At 62.7% G+C, this 23002-nt stretch carries 19 protein-coding genes; 7 read left to right on the top strand and 12 right to left on the bottom strand.

All coding sequences use genetic code 11. The features are described from left to right. Positions 1 to 12 precede the first annotated feature (12 nt). Positions 13 to 636, top strand: a complete 624-nt coding sequence (locus FQP90_RS18815) for an FMN-binding negative transcriptional regulator (RefSeq protein ID WP_144652593.1) — start codon at positions 13 to 15, stop codon at positions 634 to 636. A gap of 9 nt (positions 637 to 645) precedes the next feature. Continuing rightward, positions 646 to 1047 (top strand): VOC family protein, encoded by a 402-nt coding sequence (locus FQP90_RS18820; protein ID WP_144652594.1) that lies wholly within the window; start codon positions 646 to 648, stop codon positions 1045 to 1047. Here FQP90_RS18820 and FQP90_RS18825 read toward each other — a convergent pair whose 3' ends face one another. Both FQP90_RS18825 and FQP90_RS18830 read right to left on the bottom strand, forming a co-directional pair. Beyond that, positions 1048 to 1563, bottom strand: a complete 516-nt coding sequence (locus FQP90_RS18825) for a GNAT family N-acetyltransferase (protein WP_144652595.1) — start codon at positions 1561 to 1563, stop codon at positions 1048 to 1050. Beyond that, the gene (locus FQP90_RS18830) at positions 1560 to 2030 is read right to left on the bottom strand and encodes an SRPBCC family protein (RefSeq protein ID WP_144652596.1); all 471 of its coding nucleotides are present in this window, start codon (positions 2028 to 2030) and stop codon (positions 1560 to 1562) included. The genes FQP90_RS18825 and FQP90_RS18830 overlap by 4 nt, the downstream gene beginning before the upstream one ends. Positions 2031 to 2174: 144 nt before the next feature. On the opposite strand from FQP90_RS18830, the gene FQP90_RS18835 reads away from it, so the two are divergent. Together FQP90_RS18835 and FQP90_RS18840 are read left to right on the top strand one after the other, a co-directional pair. After that, on the top strand, positions 2175 to 3257 hold the full coding sequence (locus tag FQP90_RS18835) for an FUSC family protein (RefSeq protein ID WP_244296864.1): 1083 nt from the start codon (positions 2175 to 2177) through the stop codon (positions 3255 to 3257). Between the two features lie 14 nt (positions 3258 to 3271). Next, positions 3272 to 3820 carry a TOPRIM nucleotidyl transferase/hydrolase domain-containing protein gene (locus FQP90_RS18840; RefSeq protein ID WP_144652598.1) on the top strand — a complete coding sequence of 183 codons (549 nt, stop codon included), beginning with the start codon at positions 3272 to 3274 and terminating at the stop codon, positions 3818 to 3820. On the opposite strand, the gene FQP90_RS18845 is transcribed toward FQP90_RS18840, so the two are convergent. Beyond that, positions 3817 to 4596, bottom strand: a complete 780-nt coding sequence (locus FQP90_RS18845; RefSeq protein WP_144652599.1) for an SDR family NAD(P)-dependent oxidoreductase — start codon at positions 4594 to 4596, stop codon at positions 3817 to 3819. The two genes, FQP90_RS18840 and FQP90_RS18845, sit on opposite strands and share 4 nt — an antisense overlap. Positions 4597 to 4732: 136 nt before the next feature. Between FQP90_RS18845 and FQP90_RS18850 the strand changes: the two genes are divergently transcribed. Then, entirely contained in the window at positions 4733 to 6052 is a 1320-nt protein-coding gene (locus tag FQP90_RS18850; protein WP_144652600.1) for a BNR-4 repeat-containing protein, read from the top strand. Between the two features lie 53 nt (positions 6053 to 6105). Here the strand turns inward: FQP90_RS18850 and FQP90_RS18855 are convergent, their stop codons facing one another. From FQP90_RS18855 to FQP90_RS18870, 4 genes are read right to left on the bottom strand one after another with little or no spacing between them, the layout of a single operon-like run. After that, positions 6106 to 7947, bottom strand: a complete 1842-nt coding sequence (locus tag FQP90_RS18855) for an IucA/IucC family protein (protein ID WP_144652601.1) — start codon at positions 7945 to 7947, stop codon at positions 6106 to 6108. Next, positions 7944 to 8534 carry a GNAT family N-acetyltransferase gene (locus tag FQP90_RS18860; RefSeq protein ID WP_144652602.1) on the bottom strand — a complete coding sequence of 197 codons (591 nt, stop codon included), beginning with the start codon at positions 8532 to 8534 and terminating at the stop codon, positions 7944 to 7946. Before FQP90_RS18860 ends, FQP90_RS18855 begins: the two co-directional genes overlap by 4 nt. Continuing rightward, on the bottom strand, positions 8531 to 9874 hold the full coding sequence (locus FQP90_RS18865) for a lysine N(6)-hydroxylase/L-ornithine N(5)-oxygenase family protein (protein WP_144652603.1): 1344 nt from the start codon (positions 9872 to 9874) through the stop codon (positions 8531 to 8533). The genes FQP90_RS18860 and FQP90_RS18865 overlap by 4 nt, the downstream gene beginning before the upstream one ends. After that, positions 9871 to 11433, bottom strand: coding sequence for a pyridoxal phosphate-dependent decarboxylase family protein (locus FQP90_RS18870; RefSeq protein ID WP_144652604.1), 1563 nt, complete (start codon positions 11431 to 11433; stop codon positions 9871 to 9873). Before FQP90_RS18870 ends, FQP90_RS18865 begins: the two co-directional genes overlap by 4 nt. 287 nt (positions 11434 to 11720) lie before the next feature. Between FQP90_RS18870 and FQP90_RS18875 the strand changes: the two genes are divergently transcribed. Further along, complete coding sequence (locus FQP90_RS18875) at positions 11721 to 12077, top strand: hypothetical protein (RefSeq protein WP_144652605.1); 357 nt, start codon at positions 11721 to 11723, stop codon at positions 12075 to 12077. A gap of 75 nt (positions 12078 to 12152) precedes the next feature. Here the strand turns inward: FQP90_RS18875 and FQP90_RS18880 are convergent, their stop codons facing one another. The 3 genes from FQP90_RS18880 to FQP90_RS18890 all read right to left on the bottom strand — a co-directional run bounded on the left by FQP90_RS18880 (position 12153) and on the right by FQP90_RS18890 (position 20491). Further along, positions 12153 to 12581: a hypothetical protein gene (locus FQP90_RS18880; RefSeq protein ID WP_144652606.1), complete on the bottom strand. Its 429-nt coding sequence runs from the start codon at positions 12579 to 12581 to the stop codon at positions 12153 to 12155. Between the two features lie 91 nt (positions 12582 to 12672). After that, positions 12673 to 18627 carry a DUF7507 domain-containing protein gene (locus FQP90_RS18885; protein WP_144652607.1) on the bottom strand — a complete coding sequence of 1985 codons (5955 nt, stop codon included), beginning with the start codon at positions 18625 to 18627 and terminating at the stop codon, positions 12673 to 12675. Positions 18628 to 18868: 241 nt separating this feature from the next. Then, on the bottom strand, positions 18869 to 20491 hold the full coding sequence (locus tag FQP90_RS18890) for a sigma-70 family RNA polymerase sigma factor (RefSeq protein WP_144652608.1): 1623 nt from the start codon (positions 20489 to 20491) through the stop codon (positions 18869 to 18871). 425 nt (positions 20492 to 20916) lie between these two features. Between FQP90_RS18890 and FQP90_RS23680 the strand changes: the two genes are divergently transcribed. Further along, on the top strand, positions 20917 to 21252 hold the full coding sequence (locus FQP90_RS23680; RefSeq protein ID WP_244296856.1) for a hypothetical protein: 336 nt from the start codon (positions 20917 to 20919) through the stop codon (positions 21250 to 21252). Positions 21253 to 21264: 12 nt separating this feature from the next. On the opposite strand, the gene FQP90_RS18900 is transcribed toward FQP90_RS23680, so the two are convergent. Next, a complete protein-coding gene (locus FQP90_RS18900; RefSeq protein ID WP_144652610.1) occupies positions 21265 to 21621 on the bottom strand; it encodes a GNAT family N-acetyltransferase in 357 nt (118 codons plus the stop codon). Continuing rightward, entirely contained in the window at positions 21618 to 22973 is a 1356-nt protein-coding gene (locus FQP90_RS18905) for an acyltransferase family protein (RefSeq protein WP_144652611.1), read from the bottom strand. The genes FQP90_RS18900 and FQP90_RS18905 overlap by 4 nt, the downstream gene beginning before the upstream one ends. Between the last annotated feature and the right edge of the window lie 29 nt (positions 22974 to 23002).

Consider the following 23002-nt stretch of genomic DNA (forward strand, 5'->3'; position numbering starts at 1 on the left):
GGAAGAAATCCCATGTACACACCCGCACACTTTGCCGCCTCCGATGAAGCCGTAGACGCGCTGCTCACTACGTCCGGCGCCGCCAACCTCGTCACCATGACTCCCCAGGGATTGCTCGCCACTCTGCTGCCCTTCGTTTACGAGCCCTCGATTGGTGAACACGGAGCCCTGCATGCCCACATGGCCCGCAACAATACGCAGTGGTCCTCGCCCGTCACCGGTGAAGCCCTGATGATTGTGCAGGGTTCGGATGCCTACATTTCGCCCTCCTGGTACGCCTCGAAAGCGGAGCACGGACGCGTCGTCCCCACCTGGAACTACTCCACGGCCCACGTATACGGCGAGCTGGTCATTCACGACGACGCCGAGTGGCTGGGCAACCATGTGCGGCGCCTGTCCAACCAGCATGAGGCCGACATGCCGCGGCCTTGGACCGTCGATGAAGCACCCGAGCGGTTCATCGCCGGGCAGCTGAGGGCAATTGTCGGCGTCGAACTCTTGATCTCCCGGGTGGAGGCGAAGACAAAACTCAGCCAGAACCGCGCTCCAGCGGATGTTGACGGCGTCATCACCGGGCTCCGTGCCGTGGGCGACTCGGCGAGCGCAGCCGATGTGGAACGGGCGCGGACCTCGTAGACTCGGCGCATGCGCGACGTTCCGGTAGGGTCCATCCGCCATCTTGAGATCTGGGTGCCGCACCTTGATCGGGCACGGGAGGAATGGGGATGGCTGCTGGGCGAGCTTGGCTATGAGCCGTTCCAGGACTGGCCCACGGGGTGCAGCTGGAAGCTCGGTGGTACCTACGTGGTGGTGGAAAGTTCAGACGCCATCACTGGAACTGCGCACCGCCGCACTGATCCGGGGGTCAACCACGTTGCCTTCCACGCCGGGACGCGGGAGAACGTGGACCGGATCCGAGCACTCGGCGCGGACGCAGGCTGGTACGAGATGTTCGAGTCCAAGTACCCCCACGCCGGTGGCCCGGACCACTACGCCGCGTACCTGGTCAACACGGACAGCTACGAGGTTGAGCTGGTGGCCGAGTAGTTACTTCGGCGGGACAACTGGACGCCACATGGCCACGCGCGGCCAGCGGGTCAGGCCCAACTCAGCCTCGTGCTCCATCAGGCGGGCCAGCTCAGGGCCCCAAGTGCCGGCGTCGAGCACTTCGAAGCCAAGGCGACGATAGTACGGAGCGTTCCACGGCACGTCCCTGAACGTGCTCAAGGTCTGCCGTTGCATCCCATGCCCACGCGCCCACACACGGGCGGCATGCAGCAGCTCGCGGCCCAGGCCTTGGTGTGCGTAGTCGGGATGGACGCTGACCTGCTCCACATGCCCGTTGCCGTCAACGACGTCCGCCAGCAAGTACGCCACCGGGTAATCGAGCCCGTCCACGTAGACCCACGCCCGGCCACCTGACACATAGGCGCTTAGTTCCCCGACTGAAAAGGGCTCGTCGTCGGCAACGGAGTCCATGCCCAACGACCTGAAGGCTTCGCCCGCGGCACGCTCGATGTCCTGCAGGATCAGCAGATCGTCCGCATGCGCGAGCCTGATCATTGCCGGGTGTCCAGGGCTGGAGGAGCCTGAGCCACCAGGAACTCGTTGCGCTTCTCGATCAGGTTTTGCAGGTACCGTGCCAGGATCAGCTTCTCAGCCAACCGCCCCAACGGGCCGAAGGGGGCAGCAAACTCCACAGTGTCCACCATGAGGGTCCCGCTGCCGTCCGACCGGAACTCGTGCGTGTGGCGGAGGTACTTGAAGGGGCCCTTCACCTGTTCATCAGTGAACGACGCCGGAGCGTCCATGCGCGTGATGCGGCTGGTCATGCGGAACCTGGCTCCGAGGTGCCACGCCTGCCACGTAACAGTCTCGCCTTCAGAGATGAGCCCGCTGGTGACACCGGCGATGGCCTTTTCCCGGCTCTTTGTCATGGAGCCCACGTGGGCATCGATGTTCCGCGAGAGATCGAACAGCTCCCGCGGCGGCATGGAGGAGCGGGTGCGGCAAACGAAGGCGACGGGCATACCTCGATCTTCCCAGACCTTTCCTGCTCCGTGTGCCCCAGCTCGCTACGGCTTGTGACCGGGCTAATGGCGGCCGTATCGCGGTCCTGATAATTTTCTAGGACAACCCTGAACGATTGGTGGTGTTCCCCCGTGCCCGCACTTATGGCGCATGCCCGCGAACTCCACCGCCTTGGTCCAGCCAACAACGATCGCCTTTCGGCCGTCCGGGTTGCCCTGAGCGTCGCGGCGCCTGGTCTGTTGCTCATTCTCATCGGCCGTCCGGACCTCATGATGTACGCCGTCTTCGGAGCCTTGACCGGAATGTACGGCCGCAACGAAACGCACCAACTCCGGCTCAAGCACCAAGCCCAAGCCGCGCTGATCCTGGTGGGTGGGCTGACCATTGGCGTGTTCCTGTCGGTTAACCACATCCATTCCTGGTGGCTGGTGCTGGTGGCCGCCCTGTTCGCCGGCGCGGGATCCCTGTACGCCGACGCCGTGCGCCTCAAGCCGATCGGCCCGTTCTTCGGCATCCTCGCGTTGGGCGCCTGCGCTTCCGTGCCCACCGATGTTCCCTTCGCGACGGCGGTACTCATCGGTGCGGCCTCGGCTGCCTTTTCCCTTGTGGTTGGCTTTGTGGGCTGGTTCCGCCACCGCACGTGGGTGGCCGGGGCAGTCCGCGACGTTCCGGTCCTCCGCGGTCCCCTCCGCCAGGCCGCTCTGGTCCATGCTGCGCGATACTCCCTGGCCGTGAGTGTGGCCGGAGCTGTTGGTGTGCTGAGCGGCAGCGGCCACCCGCACTGGGCCATGGCCGCAGCCGCGGTGCCCCTTGCCGGAGCCGACCTGCCAAGCCGCGTCCACCGCGGGATCCACCGCATCGTGGGGACGTTCCTCGGGTTGGCGGTGGTCGCCGTCGTACTTTTCCCCAGTCCGTTGTCACCGCTGCAGTACTTCCCGGGCCAAACCGCAGTGGTCCTTGCCGTACTGGTGGTCCTGTGCCAGTTCCCCACCGAGCTGTTCATGGCACGGCACTACGGGTGGGCCATGGTGTTTTTCACGCCGGTGATCCTGCTGATCGCGCAACTTGCGGCTCCCATGGATCCTGGCGTGCTGGTGATGGAGCGTGCTGTTGAGACGTTCATTGGTGCAGTGGTGGGCATCGCAGTCGCGGTGTTGGTGCGGGCACCGCGAGCGGCCGGGATGCAGTCCGCCCCGGTGCGCGCTCCCGGAGATCAGGGCGCCTAAGACATACTGGTTCAATGCAGGCGACGACTGTCTTGGTCGAAGGCGAGAGCGACCGGCTGGCGGTCGAGACGCTCGCCCTTCGTTGCGGCCATGACCTGCAAGCGGAGCATGTGTCGGTAGTGCCCATGGGAGGCGCCACCAGCATCGTCCGCTTCCTCGATATTTACGGTCCGGCCGGCGCAAACCACCGGCTCCTCGGACTGTGCGACGAGGGCGAGTCCCGTGGCGTTGCCCGCGCGCTGGGCCGGGCCGGACTGGGCTCCTTGGACGAACTCGGATTCCAGGTTTGCCGTGCTGATCTTGAGGACGAACTCATCCGCTGCCTCGGCATTGATGCCGTGCTTGGTGTCATCGACGCCCAAGGTGAGCTGGCGTCGTTCCGGCTGCTCCAGCGCCAGCCTTCGCAACGAGGACAGCCGGTTCCGGCGCAACTACGCCGGTTCTTTGGTGGACGCAGCGGGAACAAGATCCGCTACGCGCCCCTGTTGGTGGCAGCCCTGCCGCCGGGCCAAGCTCCGGAGCCACTCGCGCGGCTTGTCGAGGCATTGGCGACCGGGAGTTAGGGCTCCAGCGGCCGGCGCGGCGGGCCGGAGGTCAGTTTCGCCGGAAGAACGCGAGCGAAGAAGCTGACCACTTTGTACCGTTTGGTGGGGATGGAAACGCCCTTCCCCTTGGCGTTGTCCTCCAAGCCTTCCCGCACCACACGTTCGGCGGTGAGCCACAGGAAGCGGGGGGCCACCGATTTGTCCATGCCCATGCGGTCGTGGAATTCGGTGTGGGTGAAACCCGGGCAGACGGCGGTGACCAGCACCCCGGACTTGGCATAGGTGGTGTTGGCCCAACGGCTGAACGTCACCTGCCATGCCTTGGCGGCGGAATAGGTACCCCGGTTGGCGAAGGCGGCAACACTGGCTACATTGATGATCCGGCCCTTGCCACGGGGCAGCATCACTTCCAGCGCAGCATGGCACAGTTCCATGGGCGTTTGGACGTGCAGCCTCAAATGGCGGCGTTCCTCGGCCAATTCGTTGTCCTCGAACGACTTCAGTAGGCCCACTCCGGCGTTGTTGACCAGCACGTCCACCGGCCTGGCTGCGTCCCGGAGGCGGTCCGCCACAGCCGAAACGCCGACGTCGGTGGTCAGGTCCGCGGGGAGCACCTCTGCCGAGATGCTGAAGTCGCGTTCAAGCTCCGCGGCTTTTTCCTTCAACCGCTGCCCGTCCCTTGCCACCAGGACCAGGTGGTGTCCCGACTCGGCGAGCTGGCGGGCGAACTCGGCACCGAGCCCGGCAGTTGCTCCAGTAACAAGTGCGGTGAGTTCATTGGCTCGATTGGTCATGCGCCCAGACTAGTCTCCGCTTGAGCCCTCGCCGAGAGGGCACTTGATGACAATGCCCGCGAGTGGGATTGCCACTATCTGTCATCTCGGTGCGTAGGATGGGTTTTGAAACGATGCAACGCCGCAAAGGATTCCCATGGACAACCACGCCCCATCCCCGCAAGAGCCACTAGTCCTCAACAACAATGGGGCTTGGTGCTGGTTCCAGGATGAGCGGGCTCTGATCGATCCCACCAACAACACCCTGCTGCTCGGGTCAGTCGCTTCCCCGGAGGGACCGGGAGGGCTGGACCGCGGGGGGAACATCGAGATCACGGTCCTGGACCTGACAACGGGCGAGCGAAAAATCAACGTTCTCCATGAACGCCTGGAGCCGGATGACCACAACGCCCCGGCACTCCTGATCCGTCCGGACGGGCGATATGTGGCCATGTACGCCAAGCACAAAACGGACAATTACTCACGGTGGCGGATTTCCGTTCGCCCGCACGATGCTTCCGAGTGGGAGCCTGAGCAGCAGTTCGATTGGACAGAGCTGGCCAATGGCCGCGGCGCGACGTACTCCAACCTTCACGCTCTAACGGCGGAGAATCGGGTCTACAACTTTGTCCGCGCCATCAACGACGACCCCACCCTGATGGTCTCCGACGACGACGGCTGCACCTGGAACTACGGCGGTAAACTCTTCACGCGCCCCAAGATTGGCTACGTCAACGGGTACACGCGGTACGTCTCCAATGGCATTGATCGTATCGACCTCATCACCACGGACCACCACCCGCGCGACTTCAACAACAGCATTTACCACGGCTACATCCAAAGCGATGCGCTCCACGACACCGAAGGCAACGTGGTCAGCAAACCCGTGATCGGAGCGGCCGGCATCAACCAGACCTCCCTCACCACCGTTTTCGAGGCCGGGTCAACGCTCGACGGCGATACCCTCACCCACGGCTGGACTACTGACCTTCGCAGGCAGGGCACGGAACTCGCCGCGATCGTCACTTGCCGGGCCAACGACGTGAACGGTCCGCTGCAGCGGGAGCAAATGCTCGACGTCGACGATCACCGCCTGCTGTACGCGCGCTTTGATGGCGCGGGCTGGAAGCTGCATCCACTCGCCGTCGCCGGTCCCGGCTTGTTGCCGCACGAGCAGGACTACACAGGGCTGGGCGCCGTGGATCCCAACAACCTGGACAGCGTGTACATCTCCACACCCGTGGATCCGCGGACAGGCTCGGCCACACCGCATTACGAGATCTACCGGGGCACCACGACTGATTCAGGGGCCAGCTGGCGGTGGAAGGCAATCACCGAAGGGTCCATCGTGGACAACCTCAGGCCCATGGTGGTGCCCGGTGATCCGGCGGTGCATGCGGTGTGTTGGTTCCGAGGATCAATGAAGTCCTCGCAGGCGTACGAAACAGAGGTTGTTGTCCGCCGAGGTGACACTTAATACCAATGTCTGCGACCACGATTGGCATTAACTGTCACCTCGGCCGGACCTGACTACGCGAACTTGGCCAAGGGGTTGGCCAAGCGGCCAGCCATTTGCAGACCTCCGGAGGGGTCCGAAATGTCGAGCATCTGCTGGTTGTTCCGGAGCTGGAGACGGTTGAGGCAGGACAGCTCGAAGTCCGCCGCGAACAGGTCATGCATGGCGAACTGGTCTGCAAGCTCCGGATGGCGCTGCTGGTATTCGCGCAGCACAGCAGCGGCGGTCCCCCAGAACTCGTCCTCGCGCAGCGTCCCGTCCTCCACAAGGATTGCTCCGAGGAAACGGAAGATGCAGTCGAACACGTCGGTGAAGATGGCCAGAACCATTTCCTCGGCGGGGATCTCTGCCTTGACCCGGGAGACTTCCTCCGGCAGTTCCAGCCGGTCCCCCATGACAACGATTTCCTCGGCGATGTCCTTCATGATCGCCCGGACCGGCACGCCGTTTTCGAGGATCAGGATCACGTTCTCCCCGTGCGGCATGAAGGCGAGCTCGTACTCGTAGAGGCAGTGGACCAACGGCACCAAGTAGGCCTCAAAGTAGCGGCGGAGCCACTCGGTGGGCGCCAGGCCGGACCGGGAAATCAGGGCCGACACCACGGACTCGCCGGACGAATCCACATGCAGCAATGACGCCATGGTGGCCAGCTGCTGCCCGTCCTCAAGCAACGGCAGCGGACTTTCCCTCCACAGGGCCGAGAGCATCTTCCGGTAGGGCGAACCCTTGGCAGAAGCCGCCTCGTAGTAGTGGTTGTGATAACCGATGGCCGCAGTTTCCCGGATCATGGCCAGGCCCCGGCTCTGGAGCTCCTGGTCGTTGTCGATCAGTTCCTGCAGCCAGTCATTGATAGCTGGGGTCGCCTTCATGTACTGCGGAGACAGGCCACGCATGAAGCCCATGTTCAGCACGGACATGGCCGTCTTCACGTACGCCTTCTCCGGTGAGGTGGTGTTGAAGAACGTACGGATGGACTGTTGCGCCTGGTAGTTGTCCTCCCCCGTACCCAGGTTTACGATGTGCCGTTGGGCGATTTCCGCCGCGAACGTCACGGTGAGCTTGTTGTCCCACTGCCACGGGTGGACCGGCATAAGGAGATAGTCCTCTGGATCCAGGCCGGATGCCGACAACTCCGCATTGAACCAAGCCAAGGTGGCCGGCCCGAGTTCGGCGTCGAAGTGGGTACGGTAATCCAGCCCCACGCTCGAGGTGAAAACGGCCTTGCTGCGGTGCACTGCGATCCACTGCAGTTTCACCGTCGCACCGGTCTCCGGCGCGAAGGCGTGGTAGTCGGCAATACCGAAGCCCAAGCGCCCGTTGTTGGCCACGAAGCACGGGTGACCTTCGGTCATGCTGTGTTCAATGGCCTGGAAATCCGCGGCGCGATCAGTACCACCGGTCACGCCCGCAGCCAACTGGGCCGAGCTGAAGGGCTTGCCCTGCTTGTAGGCGTGGCTGGCCAGCGTGCTGCTGATTTCCTCAAGGTACACCGGCAACATTTCCATTCGGATGGCCAATGCCTCGTGGAACTCTGCGATGAAGTCCAAGGCGTCAATAGGCAATTCCTCGCCATCGCGCAGGCGCTCTATGGAGTCGGCGAAGACAGACCAATGTTCAAGCTGGAGCACCCGGGCACGGAAACGGTATTCGGTTGCGTCATCGTCGCTCAGAACCTTATAAAGCCCAATGCCGGCTCCCTCATCGCGGATCAGCTCCGGCACCAGGATGCGTTCGTGCGAGAACTCGGCGATCGCTTTGCGCACCAGATGGCGGTTGGCTGCTGCCCAGCGCTCGGGGGTCAGGTGCGACACGGAATCAACGGTGGTGGTAGTCGCGTTGTCGGCCGTGGTGGTCACAGGGATTCTCCTCTGGTCGCCGCGGCAGGCGCGGCCAGAATCGGGGTCAGGGTGGCGAGGAAGTCCTCGCGGGTGCAGAAGCTCAGAAGCCCCTGCTTATGGTCTTCGGCAGGATCGACGGCGGGAAGGGTCACCACGCCGTGCGGGCGGAAGCCCACTTTCTCGTTGAGGACATGGATCTTGTGGTTGCGGGCGTCAGGCTCGACGACGACACGCTCGGTTGCTGGGTCGTCGAAGAGTTCCGTCATGACGGACTGCATGACGGCGGTGGTGAAGCCCGGTTGCGGGGCACCGCTGGGTGGTGACACCAAGAGGTGCATGCCCACGTCACCAGGCTGGACCTCGTAGACGTCCGCCAGCGGCGAGGACTCCGGATGGTACCGCTCCATCAGGAAGGCGGGGACACCGTCGTCGAGTCCCAGGAACGCTTGGTGGTGTCCTGAGGCGGCGATCTTTGAGTATTCCTCCACAACGTCCTGCTCAGTGGCAGAAACCATGCCCCAGAACCGGGCATACTCCTGACTCACCCAACTGTGGAGGACAGGTGCGTCGGCCACGGGGTCTACTGCGCGGAAGGTGAAGCTCATACGGTCGCTCCAGCAGCTGCCGGAACAGGAACGGATACGGCAGCGGGGGCGCCAAACTGCTGGAAGGCGATGCTGCGCTCGATCGGATAGACCTCGCGGCCGGTGATTTCGCGCAGGATGCAGGAGTTGCGATAGGCGGCCATGCCGAGGTCCGGGGTGACGAAACCGTGTGTGTGGAGCTCCGCGTTCTGGACGAAGATTTCCCCGGGTTCCACGCCGGTTCCATAGTTGCGCTCCACGTCGAAGCGGCCCTTGGAGTCGCGGCGGATTCGGTCGTGGATGCCGGCCAGGAACGCGGGTTCCTTGTAGCTGTAGCCGGTTGCCAGGACCACGGCCTCGGACTCCAGGCTGTAGTCGCGGCCGTGTTCCTCGTGGTGCAACTGGAGCGTGTGGGTGCCCGCGGCGGGATCCCAGTCTGCTGCGGTGAGGGACGAGTGCGTGTGTAGCTGGGTGTCCACCATGCCGGAGAGGCTCTTGGTGTAGAGGAGGTCGTAGATGTCGTCGATCAGGTCCGAGTTGATGCCCTTGTACAGGTTCTTCTGGCTCTTGATCAGGGAATCTCGCTGCTCGCCCGGGAGCGAGTGGAAGTAGTCGACGTACTCCGGCGAGGTCATTTCGAGTGTGAGCTTGGTGTACTCCAGGGGGAAGAAGCGGCCGGAGCGGGTGACCCAGTTGAGCTGATAACCGTAGACATCAATTTCCTGAAGGAGTTCGTAGTAAAGCTCCGCGGCACTCTGGCCGCTGCCCACAATAGTGATGCTGCGCTTGGACTGCAGCTCGCTCTTCCTCGACAGGTAGTCGGCATTGTGGAGGACAAGTCCCCCCGCGTCGACTATTCCTGCACAGGAGTCGGGAACGTACGGGGACGTGCCGGTACCCAGGACCAGCTTGCGGGCGCGAAGTACCTCGGCACCGGCCGGGCCCTGTACCGAAAGGCGGTACACGCCGTCGTCGTAGGTCACATCCAGCACATCTGTGCTAAAACGCACTGACTCAAGCTGACCCGCAACCCACTGGCAGTACTGGTTATATTCGGCGCGCAGCGGGTAGAAATTCTCACGGATATAGAAGCGGTACAGTCGGCCCGTTTGCTTCAGGAAGTTCAGGAACGAGAAAGGCGACGTCGGGTCAGCCAGGGTGACGAGGTCCGCCATGAACGGGACCTGCAAGTGCGCCGGCTCCAGCATCATGCCGGGGTGCCAATCGAAGGACTCGCGGCGGTCCAGGAACACGCAGTCCAGGTTTTCCACCGGCTCGCTCAGTGCGGCCAAGCCAAGGTTGAAGGGCCCGACGCCGATGCCTGCGACGTCGTAAATCTTGCCGTTATCCGGGGTGCTCACGCGGCGGCCTCCGTGGTGTTTGCGAGGAGGCTGGCGCCGGTCCTGCGGATCAGTTCGATGATTTCCTGGATGTCCCGCAAGCTGGCTTCAGCGTTGAGGAGGGTGAATTTGAGGTAGTGGCGGCCAGCCACCTTGGTGCCGGCAACAACAGCCTCCCCGGAGGCGAAGATCGCCGCACGGATGGCGGGGTTGAGGACGTCTGCTGAATCTTCGTCGATGGCCACGCCGTCAACTGCCGGGCGGTATCGGAACACCAATGTGCTGAGCTGCGGGGTGGCAGCGAGCTCGAACTCGGCATCATCGGCCAGCAACGTGCCCACGCGGCCCGCAAGGTCGATCGCTTCGTCGAACAACGCACCAATGGCATCCGCGCCCATGATGCGAAGGGTCAGCCAGAGCTTCAGGGCGTCGAAGCGGCGGGTAGTCTGGATGCTCTTGTCCACCTGGTTGGGGATCTCAGCCTTCGCGGCGCTCTCCGGGTTGAGGTAGTCAGCATAGTAGGTGACGTGACCCATCATGGAGCCGTTGCGGACCAGGACGGCACTGGAGCTGACCGGCTGGAAGAAGGTCTTGTGGAAGTCCACGGTGACGGAATCGGCAAGATGGATCCCGTTCAGGAGGTGGCGGTAGCGCCCGGAGACGATCAAACCCCCGCCGTAGGCAGCGTCGACGTGCAGCCAGGAATCGTAGGCGCGGACCAGCGCGGCCAACTCGGAGAGCGGGTCAACCGAACCGAAGTCCGTGGTCCCGGCAGTGGCCACTACAGCCATGGGTACCAGGCCGGCGTCGTGCGCTTCTGCCAAAGCAGCCGCGAGTTCGGTGGGGTCCATGCGGTGGTCTCCCGCCGTGGGAATGGCGATGACGGCGTCGAAACCGAGGCCCAGCATGGAAGCCGACTTCTGGATGCTGAAGTGGCTGTCCGCGGAGGTGAAGATCCGGAGCCGGTCCAGCAGGTGCGGCAGGCGTGCGTCCCCAGTCGCCGCCCGCAGCTTGGCGACCGCGTGATTGCGGGCAATCAGCAGGGCCTGGAAGTTGGACTGGCTGCCACCCGATGTGAACACCCCATCAGCGTCGGCGTCGAAGCCGATGCGCTCCGCGGTCCAGTCGATGAGGCGGCGTTCGATCATGGTGGCACCGGCGCTCTGGTCCCAGGTGTCCATGGAGGAATTGACGGCCGAGAGTACGGCTTCGCCAACCAACGCCGGGATAACCACCGGGCAGTTCAGGTGTGCGGCGTAGCGGGCGTCGTGGAAGTAGATGGCGTCCTTGAGGTAGAGCTCGTCGAGTTCCTCCAGGGCAGCGGCGGTATCCGGAAGGGGACGCTCAAGGTCGACGGCACCAACTTTGGCCTTCAGCTCAGCATGCGCGACGCCGGTGAACGGCCGGGCGGTCCGCTGGACTTTAGTGGAGACGGCATTGACTCCTTGGAGGACCTGCGCGACGTAGCTGGGCGAATTTCGTGCGTTGAACAGCTGGTTTGTGGCAGCGAGGGCCAGTTCCACTTTGGAGCCAAAGTCCTGCTCCTGAGCGATCCGCTCTTCGACACTAGGTGACGTCACGTCAGCTTCCTTCCATTGCGTTGGGGCGCTTATTAGCAAGGTAAGCCTTACTTAGGTAAGCCTTTCCGTCAAACTTTTGTGACCTATTTCGCCTAGAAGGCGGTTTCTCGCGGTCCTACGCTCCGGTAGCACGTCATTGACTTTTCTTAGGACCGCTTAGGGTGCAAAATGTGGCACTCTTTTCGGCCATGGAATGTCTTCTTTGGGCCACTGCCCTCCTCTCGCAGGCATCCTCGATGGACGGAGTAGAGTGCAAGGACTATCGAGTGTCAGCGGTTGGGGGACCAATGAAGGACCACGTTCACGAACGGATCGGTTTCCGCGAAATCGACGAGCATGGCAACGCAGTGCAGGCGGTCAGTCCGCACGTGCCTGAGCCTGCGGACCAGGGGCGGAAGCGGACTGCGGTCAACCCCTTCATCGTGGCGTTGTGGGTGATGGACGTGGGCGTGGTGTGGTTCTGCATGTGGGCGTTTACGTCTGCGGAATCCCTCATGGGCCCCTCATCGATGGGCTCCACGGCCCAAGTCAATTTCATGATTCTTTCCACGCTCCCCTATGGCCTGCTGGCCGCCATCCTCCTTACTGCAGGCCTGCTGTTCTGGCACGCTGTGCAGTGGCAAAAAAAGCGGCCAACCAGATAGTGGATACCCGGTTGGCCGCTTTCCCAAGGAGCGACCGGTCCCCGCTGCTGGAGACCCGCCGCCGAAAGCCGAGCGCTACAGCACAGCGGCTCCGAGGACGCACTTGACGTCCACCCCTTGCTCGGGGACCTCCGCATTGACCGACCAGTCAAGGGCCTTGCCAGCTTTGGCATCCTTGAATGATTGCTCTCCGCGCGCCAAAACTGCGGAGGTCTTAGGATCTACCCAACTCACTGAAACCTTGACCGTTCCCTTGGTTCCTTCGGGCGGGGTAACAGTTCCCGTGGCGGTGACCTTGCCGGGCGCGGTGTCGCAGGAGCCCATAGTGGCGGCTTCAATGATGCCCGTGCCCGGGTTTGCGGGCTTGGCTTCACCCGTTGTGGGGGCTTGGGTTGTGGTGGACGACGGCGGATTGCCCGCCCCGCCATTTTCCGGCGAGGAGCAACCAGCGATTGCTGCTGCCGTGACCAGCACGCCCACAATGCACGCTACCGACTTCTTCATGTGTTGCATGGTTGGACTTTCTGGTGTGGAAGTGAATCGAAGAGCGGCGCGACAACCGGGGTTGGGGCCCCGGTTGCCGCGCCTTCATTCCCTATGCCTCTGAACGCTTACGGCGTCCTACGAGGAACAGGAAGAGCCCCGCACCAACTACCAATACGCTGATGGGCAACACAGTGAGGACAACTCCCGTGTTGGCCAGCGGACCGTCAGGTTGGTTCGGAACAGCCGGCGGGAAGGTCACAACAGCGCTTGCAGGCGGTGTGGTGATCGGGGGTCCCGTCGGAGGTGTGCCCCACCCTGTGGCCGTGTTCACGACCTTGCCGGCATTGATGTCGGCCTGGGTGATCGCGTACGTTGCCGTAGCAGTCACGGTCTGGCCGGGCAGCAACTCACCGGGTAGGCCCGGCCAGTTGTAGCTCAGCGCGGACAAGCCTGGCAGCGTGTCCTGAATGGCTACATCCGTCAGCGTGACGTTGCCGGTGTTCTTCGCCGAGAAGCTGTAGGTGACGAGGTCGCCCACCTTCGCGGGATCCCCGACGGCGGAAGCATCGGCCGTCTTCGAGAACTCCAGGGCGGCGTCCGGCGACAACGGGGTGTCCGTTCCGGCGGGCGGCGGGGTCACCGCAGGACCCGTGGGAGGCGTACCCGTGGTCGTCGCCAGGTTGGCGACGTGACCGGCGTCGATATCAGCCTGCGTGATCGCGTACGTCGCCGCAGCAGTCACGGTCTGGCCCGGAAGCAACTCACCGGGGGTGCCCGGCCAGGTGTAAACCAGGGCCGAGAGACCAGCCATAGGATCGTCGATGGACACATCGGTCAGCTTCACGTTGCCGGTGTTCTTGGCCGTGAACTGGTACTCAATCCGGTCTCCGACCTTGGACGGGCCTGTCTTTGCCTGCGCGGCAGCGGACTTGCTGAACTCCATGGCCGGGGCAGGGGTCAACGGGGTATCCGTCTTGCCCGGAGGCGGGGTCACCGCAGGACCGGTAGGCGGAGTGCCCGTCGTGGTGGCGCTGTTGGCCACGTGACCTGCGTCGATGTCAGCCTGCGAAATCGCATACGTTGCCGTAGCAGTCACGGTCTCACCGGGCAGCAGGGTTCCTGCGGCACCGGGCCAGGTGTAAACCAGGGCAGAGAGACCAGCGAGCGGGTCATTGATGGACACGTCGGTGAGCTTCACGTTTCCGGTGTTCTTCGCCGTGAACGTGTAAGTGATCAGATCGCCTACCTTCGCCGGATTCTGAATCGCCGTATCATCAGCCGACTTGGTGAACACCATCGCCGGAGCCGGGGTCAACGGGGTATCCGTCTTGCCCGGAGGCGGGGTCACCGCAGGACCCGACGGCGGAGTACCCGTCGTGGTGGCGCTGTTGGCGACGTGACCTGCGTCGATGTCAGCCTGCGTAATCGCATACGTTGCCGTAGCAGTCACGGTCTCACCGGGCAGCAGGGTTCCTGCGGCACCGGGCCAGGTGTAAACCAGGGCAGAGAGACCAGCGAGCGGGTCATTGATGGACACGTCGGTGAGCTTCACGTTTCCGGTGTTCTTCGCCGTGAACGTGTAAGTGATCAGATCGCCTACCTTCGCCGGATTCTGAATCGCCGTAGCATCAGCCGACTTGGTGAACACCATCGCTGGAGCCGGGGTCAACGGGGTATCCGTCTTGCCCGGGGGCGGGGTGACCGGAGGACCCGACGGCGGAGTACCCGTGGTCGTCGCCTCGTTCACCACGTGACCGGCGTCGATATCCGCCTGCGTAATCGCGTAGCTTGCCGTAGCCGTCACGGTCTGGCCCGGAAGCAACTCACCGGGAGTACCCGGCCAGTTGTAGGTCAGGGCAGAGAGCCCAGCCAGCGGGTCATTGATGACAACACCTGTGAGCTTCACATTGCCGATGTTCTTGGCGGTGAAGGTGTAGGTGATGAGATCCCCCACGACTGCCGGATCCTGGATCGCTGAGCCGTCTGAAGACTTGGTGAACTCCATGGCCGGGGCAGGGGTCAACGGCGTGTCCGTCGTTCCCGGAGGAGGCGTCACCGGAGGACCAACGGGCGGGACACCCGTGGTGGTTGCAGTGTTGGTTACGTGACCGGCGTCGATATCGGCCTGTGTGATCGCGTAGCTTGCCGTAGCAGTCACGGTCTCGCCCGGAAGGAGGACTCCCTCGGCGCCGGGCCATGAGTAGACCAGCGTTGACAGGCCGGCCAACGGATCGTTGATCACAACATCCGTGAGTGTCACGTTTCCGGTGTTCTTGGCCGTGAATGTGTAGGAGATGCGATCGCCCACAACGCTCGGGTTCTGGACGCCGGAGGCATCAGCGGACTTGGTGAACACCATCGCCGGAGCCGGGGTCAACGGGGTGTCCGTCGTTCCCGGCGGCGGGGTCACCGCAGGACCGGTAGGAGGAGTACCCGTGGTGGTTGCCGTGTTGGCGACGTGACCGGCATCAATGTCGGCCTGCGTGATCGCGTACGTTGCCGTAGCAGTCACGGTCTGACCCGGAAGCAACTCACCGGGAGTACCCGGCCAGTTGTAGGTCAGGGCAGAAAGGCCAGCCAGCGGGTCACTAATGGACACCTCGGTCAGCTTCACGTTTCCGGTGTTCTTCGCCGTGAACGTGTAAGTGATGGTGTCACCCACAACAGACGGGTTCTGAACGCCGGAGGCATCAGCGGACTTGGTGAACTCCATGGCCGGGCCAGGAGTCAACGGAGTGTCCGTCGTTCCCGGCGGCGGGGTCACCGCAGGACCGGTAGGAGGAGTACCCGTGGTGGTTGCCGTGTTGGCGACGTGACCTGCCTCGATATCGGCCTGCGTAATCGCGTACGTTGCCGTAGCAGTCACGGTCTGACCCGGAAGCAACTCACCGGGAGTACCCGGCCAGGTGTACGTCAGGGCAGACAGACCAGCCAAGGGATCGTTGATGGACACGTCGGTGAGCTTCACGTTGCCGGTGTTCTTCGCCGTGAACGTGTAAGTGATCAAGTCACCCACAACAGACGGGTTCTGAACGCCGGAGGCATCAGCGGACTTGGTGAACTCCATCGCCGGGCCTGGAGTCAACGGAGTATCAGTACCAGCCGGCGGCGGGGTCACCGCAGGACCCGACGGCGGAGTACCCGTCGTGGTTGCAGTGTTGACCACATGGCCTGCCTCGATATCGGCCTGCGTGATCGCATACGTTGCCGTAGCCGTCACGGTCTGGCCCGGAAGCAACTCACCGGGAGTACCCGGCCAGGTGTACGTCAGGGCAGAAAGGCCAGCCAAGGGATCGTTGATGGACACGTCGGTGAGCTTCACGTTTCCGGTGTTCTTCGCCGTGAACGTGTAAGTGATCAAATCACCCACAACAGACGGGTTCTGAACGCCGGAGGCGTCAGCGGACTTGGTGAACTCCATGGCAGGGCCTGGAGTCAACGGAGTATCAGTACCAGCCGGCGGCGGGGTCACCGCAGGACCCGACGGCGGAGTACCCGTCGTGGTTGCAGTGTTGACCACATGGCCTGCCTCGATATCGGCCTGCGTGATCGCGTACGTTGCCGTAGCAGTCACGGTTTCACCGGGCTGCAGGGTTCCTGCGGCGCCGGGCCAGGTGTACGTCAAAGCGGACAGACCAGCCAAGGGATCGTTGATGGTGACGTCCGTCAGCTTCACGTTTCCGGTGTTCTTCGCCGTGAACGTGTAAGTGATGGTGTCACCCACAACAGACGGGTTCTGAATCGCCGAAGCGTCAGCGGACTTGGTGAACTCCATGGCCGGGCCAGGAGTCAACGGAGTATCCGTACCAGCCGGCGGAGGCGTCACCGCAGGACCGGTAGGAGGAGTACCCGTCGTGGTTGCAGTGTTGACCACATGGCCTGCCTCGATATCGGCCTGCGTAATCGCGTACGTTGCCGTAGCAGTCACGGTCTGACCCGGAAGCAACTCACCGGGAGTACCCGGCCAGGTGTACGTCAAAGCGGACAGACCAGCCAAGGGATCGTTGATGGTGACGTCCGTCAGCTTCACGTTGCCGGTGTTCTTCGCCGTGAACGTGTAAGTGATCAAATCACCCACAACAGACGGGTTCTGAATCGCGGAGGCATCAGCGGACTTGCTGAACTCCATCGCCGGGCCAGGAGTCAACGGAGTGTCCGTGGTTCCGGGCGGAGGCGTCACCGGAGGACCGGTGGGAGGATTACCCGACGTGGTAGCCGAGTTGGCTACGTGACCGGCGTCGATATCCGCCTGTGTGATGGCATACGTTGCCATGGCTGTGACGGTCTCGCCGGGAAGCAGGGTGCCGGGAGTTCCAGGCCATGTGTAGGTCAGGTTGGACAGACCAGCCAAGGCGTCGTTGATGACGACGTCGGTCAGCTTCACGTTGCCGGTGTTCTTGGCGGTGAAGGTGTAGGTGACGATGTCACCAACCTGGGACGGGCTCTGGATGTGCGAAGCGTCGGCGGACTTGGTGAACTCCATATCCGGGGCTTCCTGCGCCGTGTTGGTGAGGACGCAGTCAATGTCCGCGCCGGCAACCGGCGTTACCTGCAAAGAACCGTCAAAAACCGCGCCGGAGGGCAGACCCGCTTGGAGACCGTTGGCATCAGTACACGTAATGCTCTGCCCATAACCGGCCAGGTTGGAGCCGGACTCCGTCAGGAAGTAGGTGCTGCCGGCATCGGCTACGTACTTACCGGTGACACCCGTATTAGCGTCGACGGTGGAGCCGGTGCCTGTAGTGGTGGAGTTCCCCGTGTTGTTGACTACGGGACCCGTGGCAGAACCGGAGCGGATTTCCATGGTGAACTGGTCCGAGTCGGACAGACGCTGAGCATCCAGCGCCTTGCTCAGGGCCAGGCGCGGAGCGCGGACCACCAGGACGGCATCCGAAGGCGGGTTCAGGTTGGTCTTGATGTTGGCTGGACCGTTGACGTACGTCCCCTCGGTGTCCGAAGTGACGTCCACGGTGATGGTGCAGGATTCCATGCCATCAGCGAGGTCGCCGCCTGTGACGGAAATGGAGTTGCCACCTGCAGCTGCGGACTTGACGAAGGGGTCGGTGCCCGCCGCCTGAACACAGGTGCCACCAATGTTCGGTGCATCGGCAATAACAAGGCCTGCAGGAAGGGAATCGGTGATGGACCAATCGCTCTTCGCCTTGATGTCGTCAGTGTTGGTGACTGTCAGCGTGAGCGTGGATGTTCCACCCGGCCCAATGAGGTCCGGAGCGAAGGACTTGTCCAGCTGCGGCGTGACGTCCACGATCTGCGGAAGGTCGAAAGTCACATCGTTGCCTGCGCCGGACGTTGCGTCGTTTCGAAGTTCCAGACCCAGCGAGGGTGACGTGCCTTCGGGGATCTTGTACGCGCCCGACTGCAGCTTAGTGACCTGGATTTCCGGCGACGTACTGCTGCCGCACGGATCGAGGTCGGTGCCCAACACGATCGGCGACCCGTTGACCAACAGGCTGAAAGTTTCGCTGGCGTGCGCCGCGTGACAGTTGACCTCGGCGAAGTAACCGGAGACTGCGTAGTAGTGACCGGCTATAGCGGGGATCGAGTTGTTTGACGTCCGGTACATCACACCGGGGGTGATCACTCCGGAGCTCGCGTTGGTGTATTCCGAGAGGGCCTGGTTGGTGGCGGCTTCGGCCGCCGATTGTCCTTGGGCCAGACCGAGCGCTTGGGCCATGGACCGGATCTGGTTCCAGCCGGCAGGCTGGTTCCTGTAGCAACCGAGGTCAGTGGGGGGCGTTGGTGTTGAAGGATTAAGGATCCACCCGTTGCACTGGGCGCCGGCAGGCGTATACGGCGTATCGGCCGTATACGTTTCGTTGGCGGCGGCGGCACCTCCGGTGTAGTTCAGCAGGCTAATTGCGTTACCCGTTGCGTTCTGGTTAGAAAAGTCCTCCGTGTAAACGGGGGTTCCAGGTTGGGTAACGCCCGGGGTACCGGGCACTGTGGCCAGAGCTGGCGGCGCTAACGCACCACCCACCCCTAAGGACATGATTGCTGTCGCGAGAACACCCGCTAACAGCTTTCGTGGACGTGAATGTTTCATGGACTCTCTTGTTCTTTCTGGATCGTGTAAGGGGCCCGGACTGAAAGACCGGCCTCAAACTCGGCTGTTCGCCACTCATCCAGTACGCGCAGCCGACGATTCGTGTCGCGGAAAACTCAACGTCTTTCAGCGAAGACGCGGAGACATAGCGACCCACCGCTTCAGTGCAGGCAGCTACCGAAACGTGACGCGAGAATTTGAGAGAGTTTGAAAAAGGTCTGAGACCTGATGAAACGGGACTCTAGTTAAAGGTGTTCACGAACGTCTTGGTGACGATGCCCGGCCCACTGAACTGGTAGTCCAGGGTTTCCCGATCAGTGTTCACCGGCACGGTAACTCCCAAGGTGAAACTGAGCTGCGTCGAATCCACCGGTCCGCTGGTACAGCGAATCTGGCGCGCACCCGATGCGCCGCAGTCCCAACCAGCAGGCGCGACGGTCTTCCCGGAGATGAACGTTGCGTCATCCGGAAGAGTGAAAACCGTCTCTGCAGTGGTAGAGGCGCTGTCGCCAACCAGCGAAAACTGTACGTTCAGATCCCGCTCCGTCAGATTGGACCCCTGAACGGAAGAAAACGTCGACTCCACCGTGCGGGCGCTCGGCGAGGTTGCCACCGTAGGCTGTGGCGCCGTCGTCGATGAGACACTGCCCGAATCCACCACCGCAGCGCGCCGCGGCTGCGGCAGCTTTTCCGGAACAACGACGGCGGGTGCTTGCGGCGCCGGTTCAGCCGGCACCTCGGTGACAGGTGCCGGGCGGGAATCGGATGGCGGAGTTGAGTTGGGCAGTGGCGACGCAAGGGGCGGCACGCTCGGCTCCGGGGTTTCCCTGATTGGCGGCGTTGGTACGTTGGCCGAAGCGTCGGCCTTCACAGCGGACTCGGTGCCGGGCTGAAGGAACCAAGCCAGGAGCCCGGTAAGCGTCACGGCGGCCAGCACCAAGCCGGCCACGACCTTCCATAGGGCGGCTCCCTGCCATCCAGTGCTGGTAGCGGTTCCCAAGGCTCCTCCCCCTGCCGCTGCCGAACCTGCGGACGTAGCTGCCGAGCCAAAGGCAGCAGCGAGAGCAGGCGAAAATGCAACGCCGGTAAGCAGCGGGAACAGGACAGCGCGCATGCCGCCCTGGATGTCGTTGAGTTCGATCAGCAGGGCCGTACATTTGGAACAGGACTCCAGATGCCCGGCAACCTTCTCCATGGATGTCCGCTTCAGTGCGTTCCGCGCGTATTTGCCGAGCTGGGCGGCGAATTCATCGCAGGACTCGTCAACAGCCCGACTGATGTGATGCTGAAGATAGGCCTGCCGTAAGCCTTCTCGCGCCCGAATGGCCAATGAGGAAACTGCGTTGGGCGTCAAGCCAACAAAGGGGGCAACTGCGGCCGGTTTCAGCCCTTCGATGTCCAGATGCCACAGCACGGCCTGCCACCGCTCAGGCAATGACTTGAAGGCACTCGCCATGATGCTCGACTCGAGGTCGCTCATTACGGGGTCGTCATCCAGGACCGGCGAGTCCAGCAGCGCTGCGTCGGAAGCTGCCTGTGTGCGACTGGCCTTGCGGTTGCGATCGTGGGCCATCCGCCGCACCACCGTCAACAAGTAGGAGCGAAAAAACTCCTTTGGTCCTTTGCCGTCCTTGAGCGCCTGGAAGATGGTCGCAAAGGCCTCGGCGACGACGTCATCGGCATCGCTTGGGTTATCGGACTGCATTCGGGCCACACTCTGGGCGACCTGGAAATGGCGCTGATAGAGAATGTCGAATGCGTCCGTGTCCCCTTGGCGGACCAGGTCCAGAATGTGGGGATCGCTTTCCGCAGCCATCGCCACGGCCGAAGAAACACCGGTATCCGCGGCAATTACTTGATTCATAAACAATAGTGTGACATTACTTGACGCAATGACTTGAATCTCAGGTTACTTACGACTATAAGGACAAAGATTTCCTCGCTATTGGCGACACGATTCCTCTTATTAGGTCACTACAAGGCATGAAGCCCGATGCGCCCACATCGCCCCGAAAAGTCAAGACAACCCGACAGCCGCCGCTGGCGAAAATTGCACGCTCCGCAGGCGTTCAAGGCTTGTCCCGGCCCTGTGGTTCCCTGATTTCGGATGCTCGCAGAAGACGCCTGCTGAGGCTCGGAACGGCCAAGCCCATAACCTTGATTTACGGCGCTGACAAAGCCACAGCAACGCCAGGGGACACCGTCATTTTCACGGCTTGGATCAGCAACGATTCCCGAAGTCACCTTCGTAACATTCGTCTTATTCCACGTTCATTTACCAATGAGGCCATGGAGCCACTGGTTTACACACACAGTCCGTCCCATGAAGAGCTGGCCGTTGCCGCACTTGCACCGGGCGAAACCTTGATGCGAAGTTTCTCCTACCGCGTCAGGACATCAGACTATGTCCACGGCGGCAGCCTCGTCAGTGCGATGCAGGTCAAGGCAATATGCCTGGGGCAACACATTACGGACGAACACGACGCAATTGTTTCCCTCTCGGGAGCGCAAAACGACTGGCCATCTCCCCCGGTCCGCCCTGGCCTGGGCTACTGGACCTCAACAGCAGTCACGTCTGTGTTGCCGCGGCGCCGCGCCCGTTCGCTGGCCAGGACGGACCAGTGAGATCAGTTCACGCTAATCGTTGTCCGGTTCGCCCACCGGCTTCTCGGCGGGCCAATCCACGTCCTGCTCATACCCCTCGTGCTTCTTCAGGTAGGCGGCGATGTAGGGGCAGTGCGGAATGATGCGCTTGCCGGAGGCCACCACGTCATCAAGGGCAAAGTGGGCCAGTACTTTAGCCAGGCCCTGTCCATTGAACTGGGGCTTGGTTTCCGTGTGGATGAAATCGATGTGACCGGGCCTGTCGAGGAACTGCGAAATCACCGCCAGCTCCCCGTCTACGTGAAGCTCATAGCGGTGAAATTTGTCATTGCGCACCGTAGTGACGCCAGCGCGGAACGACTCTGCCAGTGAATCCGTGTACTCGGTCATGTTTCGAGATTGGCACGTAAACCTGGCTCTGGCAACGTAGACGGCGGAGCCTCCCGCCGTTCCGCGCTTTTCTCATCCGAGGGAGGCAGCACCGGCGTCGGAACCCTGCCGAGAAGCAGGACCGACAGGGCGAAGCAGGCCGCTCCCCCACCCAACAGAGCCAGCGTCAATCCGTTGAAGGCGGCGTCCGCCACAGGGATTAAGACCACGACGGCGGCCGTCACCACAGCGGCACGCGACGGGCCGCGCGCGTGGCTGGCCGCCGTCGGACGGTTCTCCAGGCGAGCAAAAATCAATACCACCGGGACCAGCAGTGCGACCACAGCGATGAAAACCGGTATCCGCGCCCACCACCACTCCGCCGTTCCGGCCATGGGCTTGGGAAGGTCCGTCAGCAACAACAACCCCGTCATCCCCACCAGCAGGGGAAGATGCCACAAATAGACCGTCATGGAACGGTGCCCGGCGATGGCAATCACTGACTGGATCCAACGGAGGCCGGCCAGCCACCGGATTCCCGGGTGGAGCAACTGGAGTGTCGCCGTCTGGGAAAGGCCCAGGAGAAGCAGGCACAGATTGGGTGGATTGATGTTCACCACCATATTTCCCGGATACACAGCCACACCGGTGACGAGTCCCAACAGGAGGTTGCTGGAGACGATGACACCCACCAACCACGTGCGGCTTCGGTGCTCGAAGAAGCCGTCGGCCAAGAGGAATCCCAACTGCTGGACGGCACACCAGACAAAGATCATGTTGGTGAACGCGAGCACGGGAAAGGCGCCGCGGAGGGAATCGACAGTGATGATCAAGGCCACCAACGCGCTGAATGTCCACAAAGGTGCGCGTTCATGCATCCGGGCCATCACCGGGACGCTGAGCTGCGCCGTGAGGTAGGCGGCCAGGAACCACAGGGGCATCGCAGCACCCGCGGTCATCAACTGGATGACTTGCGGGTGGACACCAAGCAGCAACGCGACCCACAGCCCGCCCCACATGAACGCGAGCAGGGCCATGGCCGGGCGGACCAGCCTCAGGAGCCGGAGTTGCGCGAAGTCGAACCCGGTTCCGCCACGCGCCTTCAAACGTCGCCACGACTGCAGCCCGGTGACGCCACCCAGCACGAAGAACAGGGGGACGATCATGAGCACCCAGGCCACGGGGGTGAACCAGCCTTGCTCCATGAGCACGTTCTCCGTGGTGACCGTCCCGTCCTTGTGAAGGACCGGACTGACCATCATGCAGTGGGCGGCCACCACCACGAGGAGGCAGGTGAAGCGGACAAGGTCGATCGCCGGATCCCTCTGCGCAGCCGTCGGCCGGCTGACCGCAGGAAACGTGTCCCGCTCCATGGCTCTCCCTACAAGGCACGCGCCCGCGT

Source organism: Paenarthrobacter nitroguajacolicus (assembly GCF_007786235.1).
GTDB classification, from domain to species: domain Bacteria; phylum Actinomycetota; class Actinomycetes; order Actinomycetales; family Micrococcaceae; genus Arthrobacter; species Arthrobacter nitroguajacolicus_A.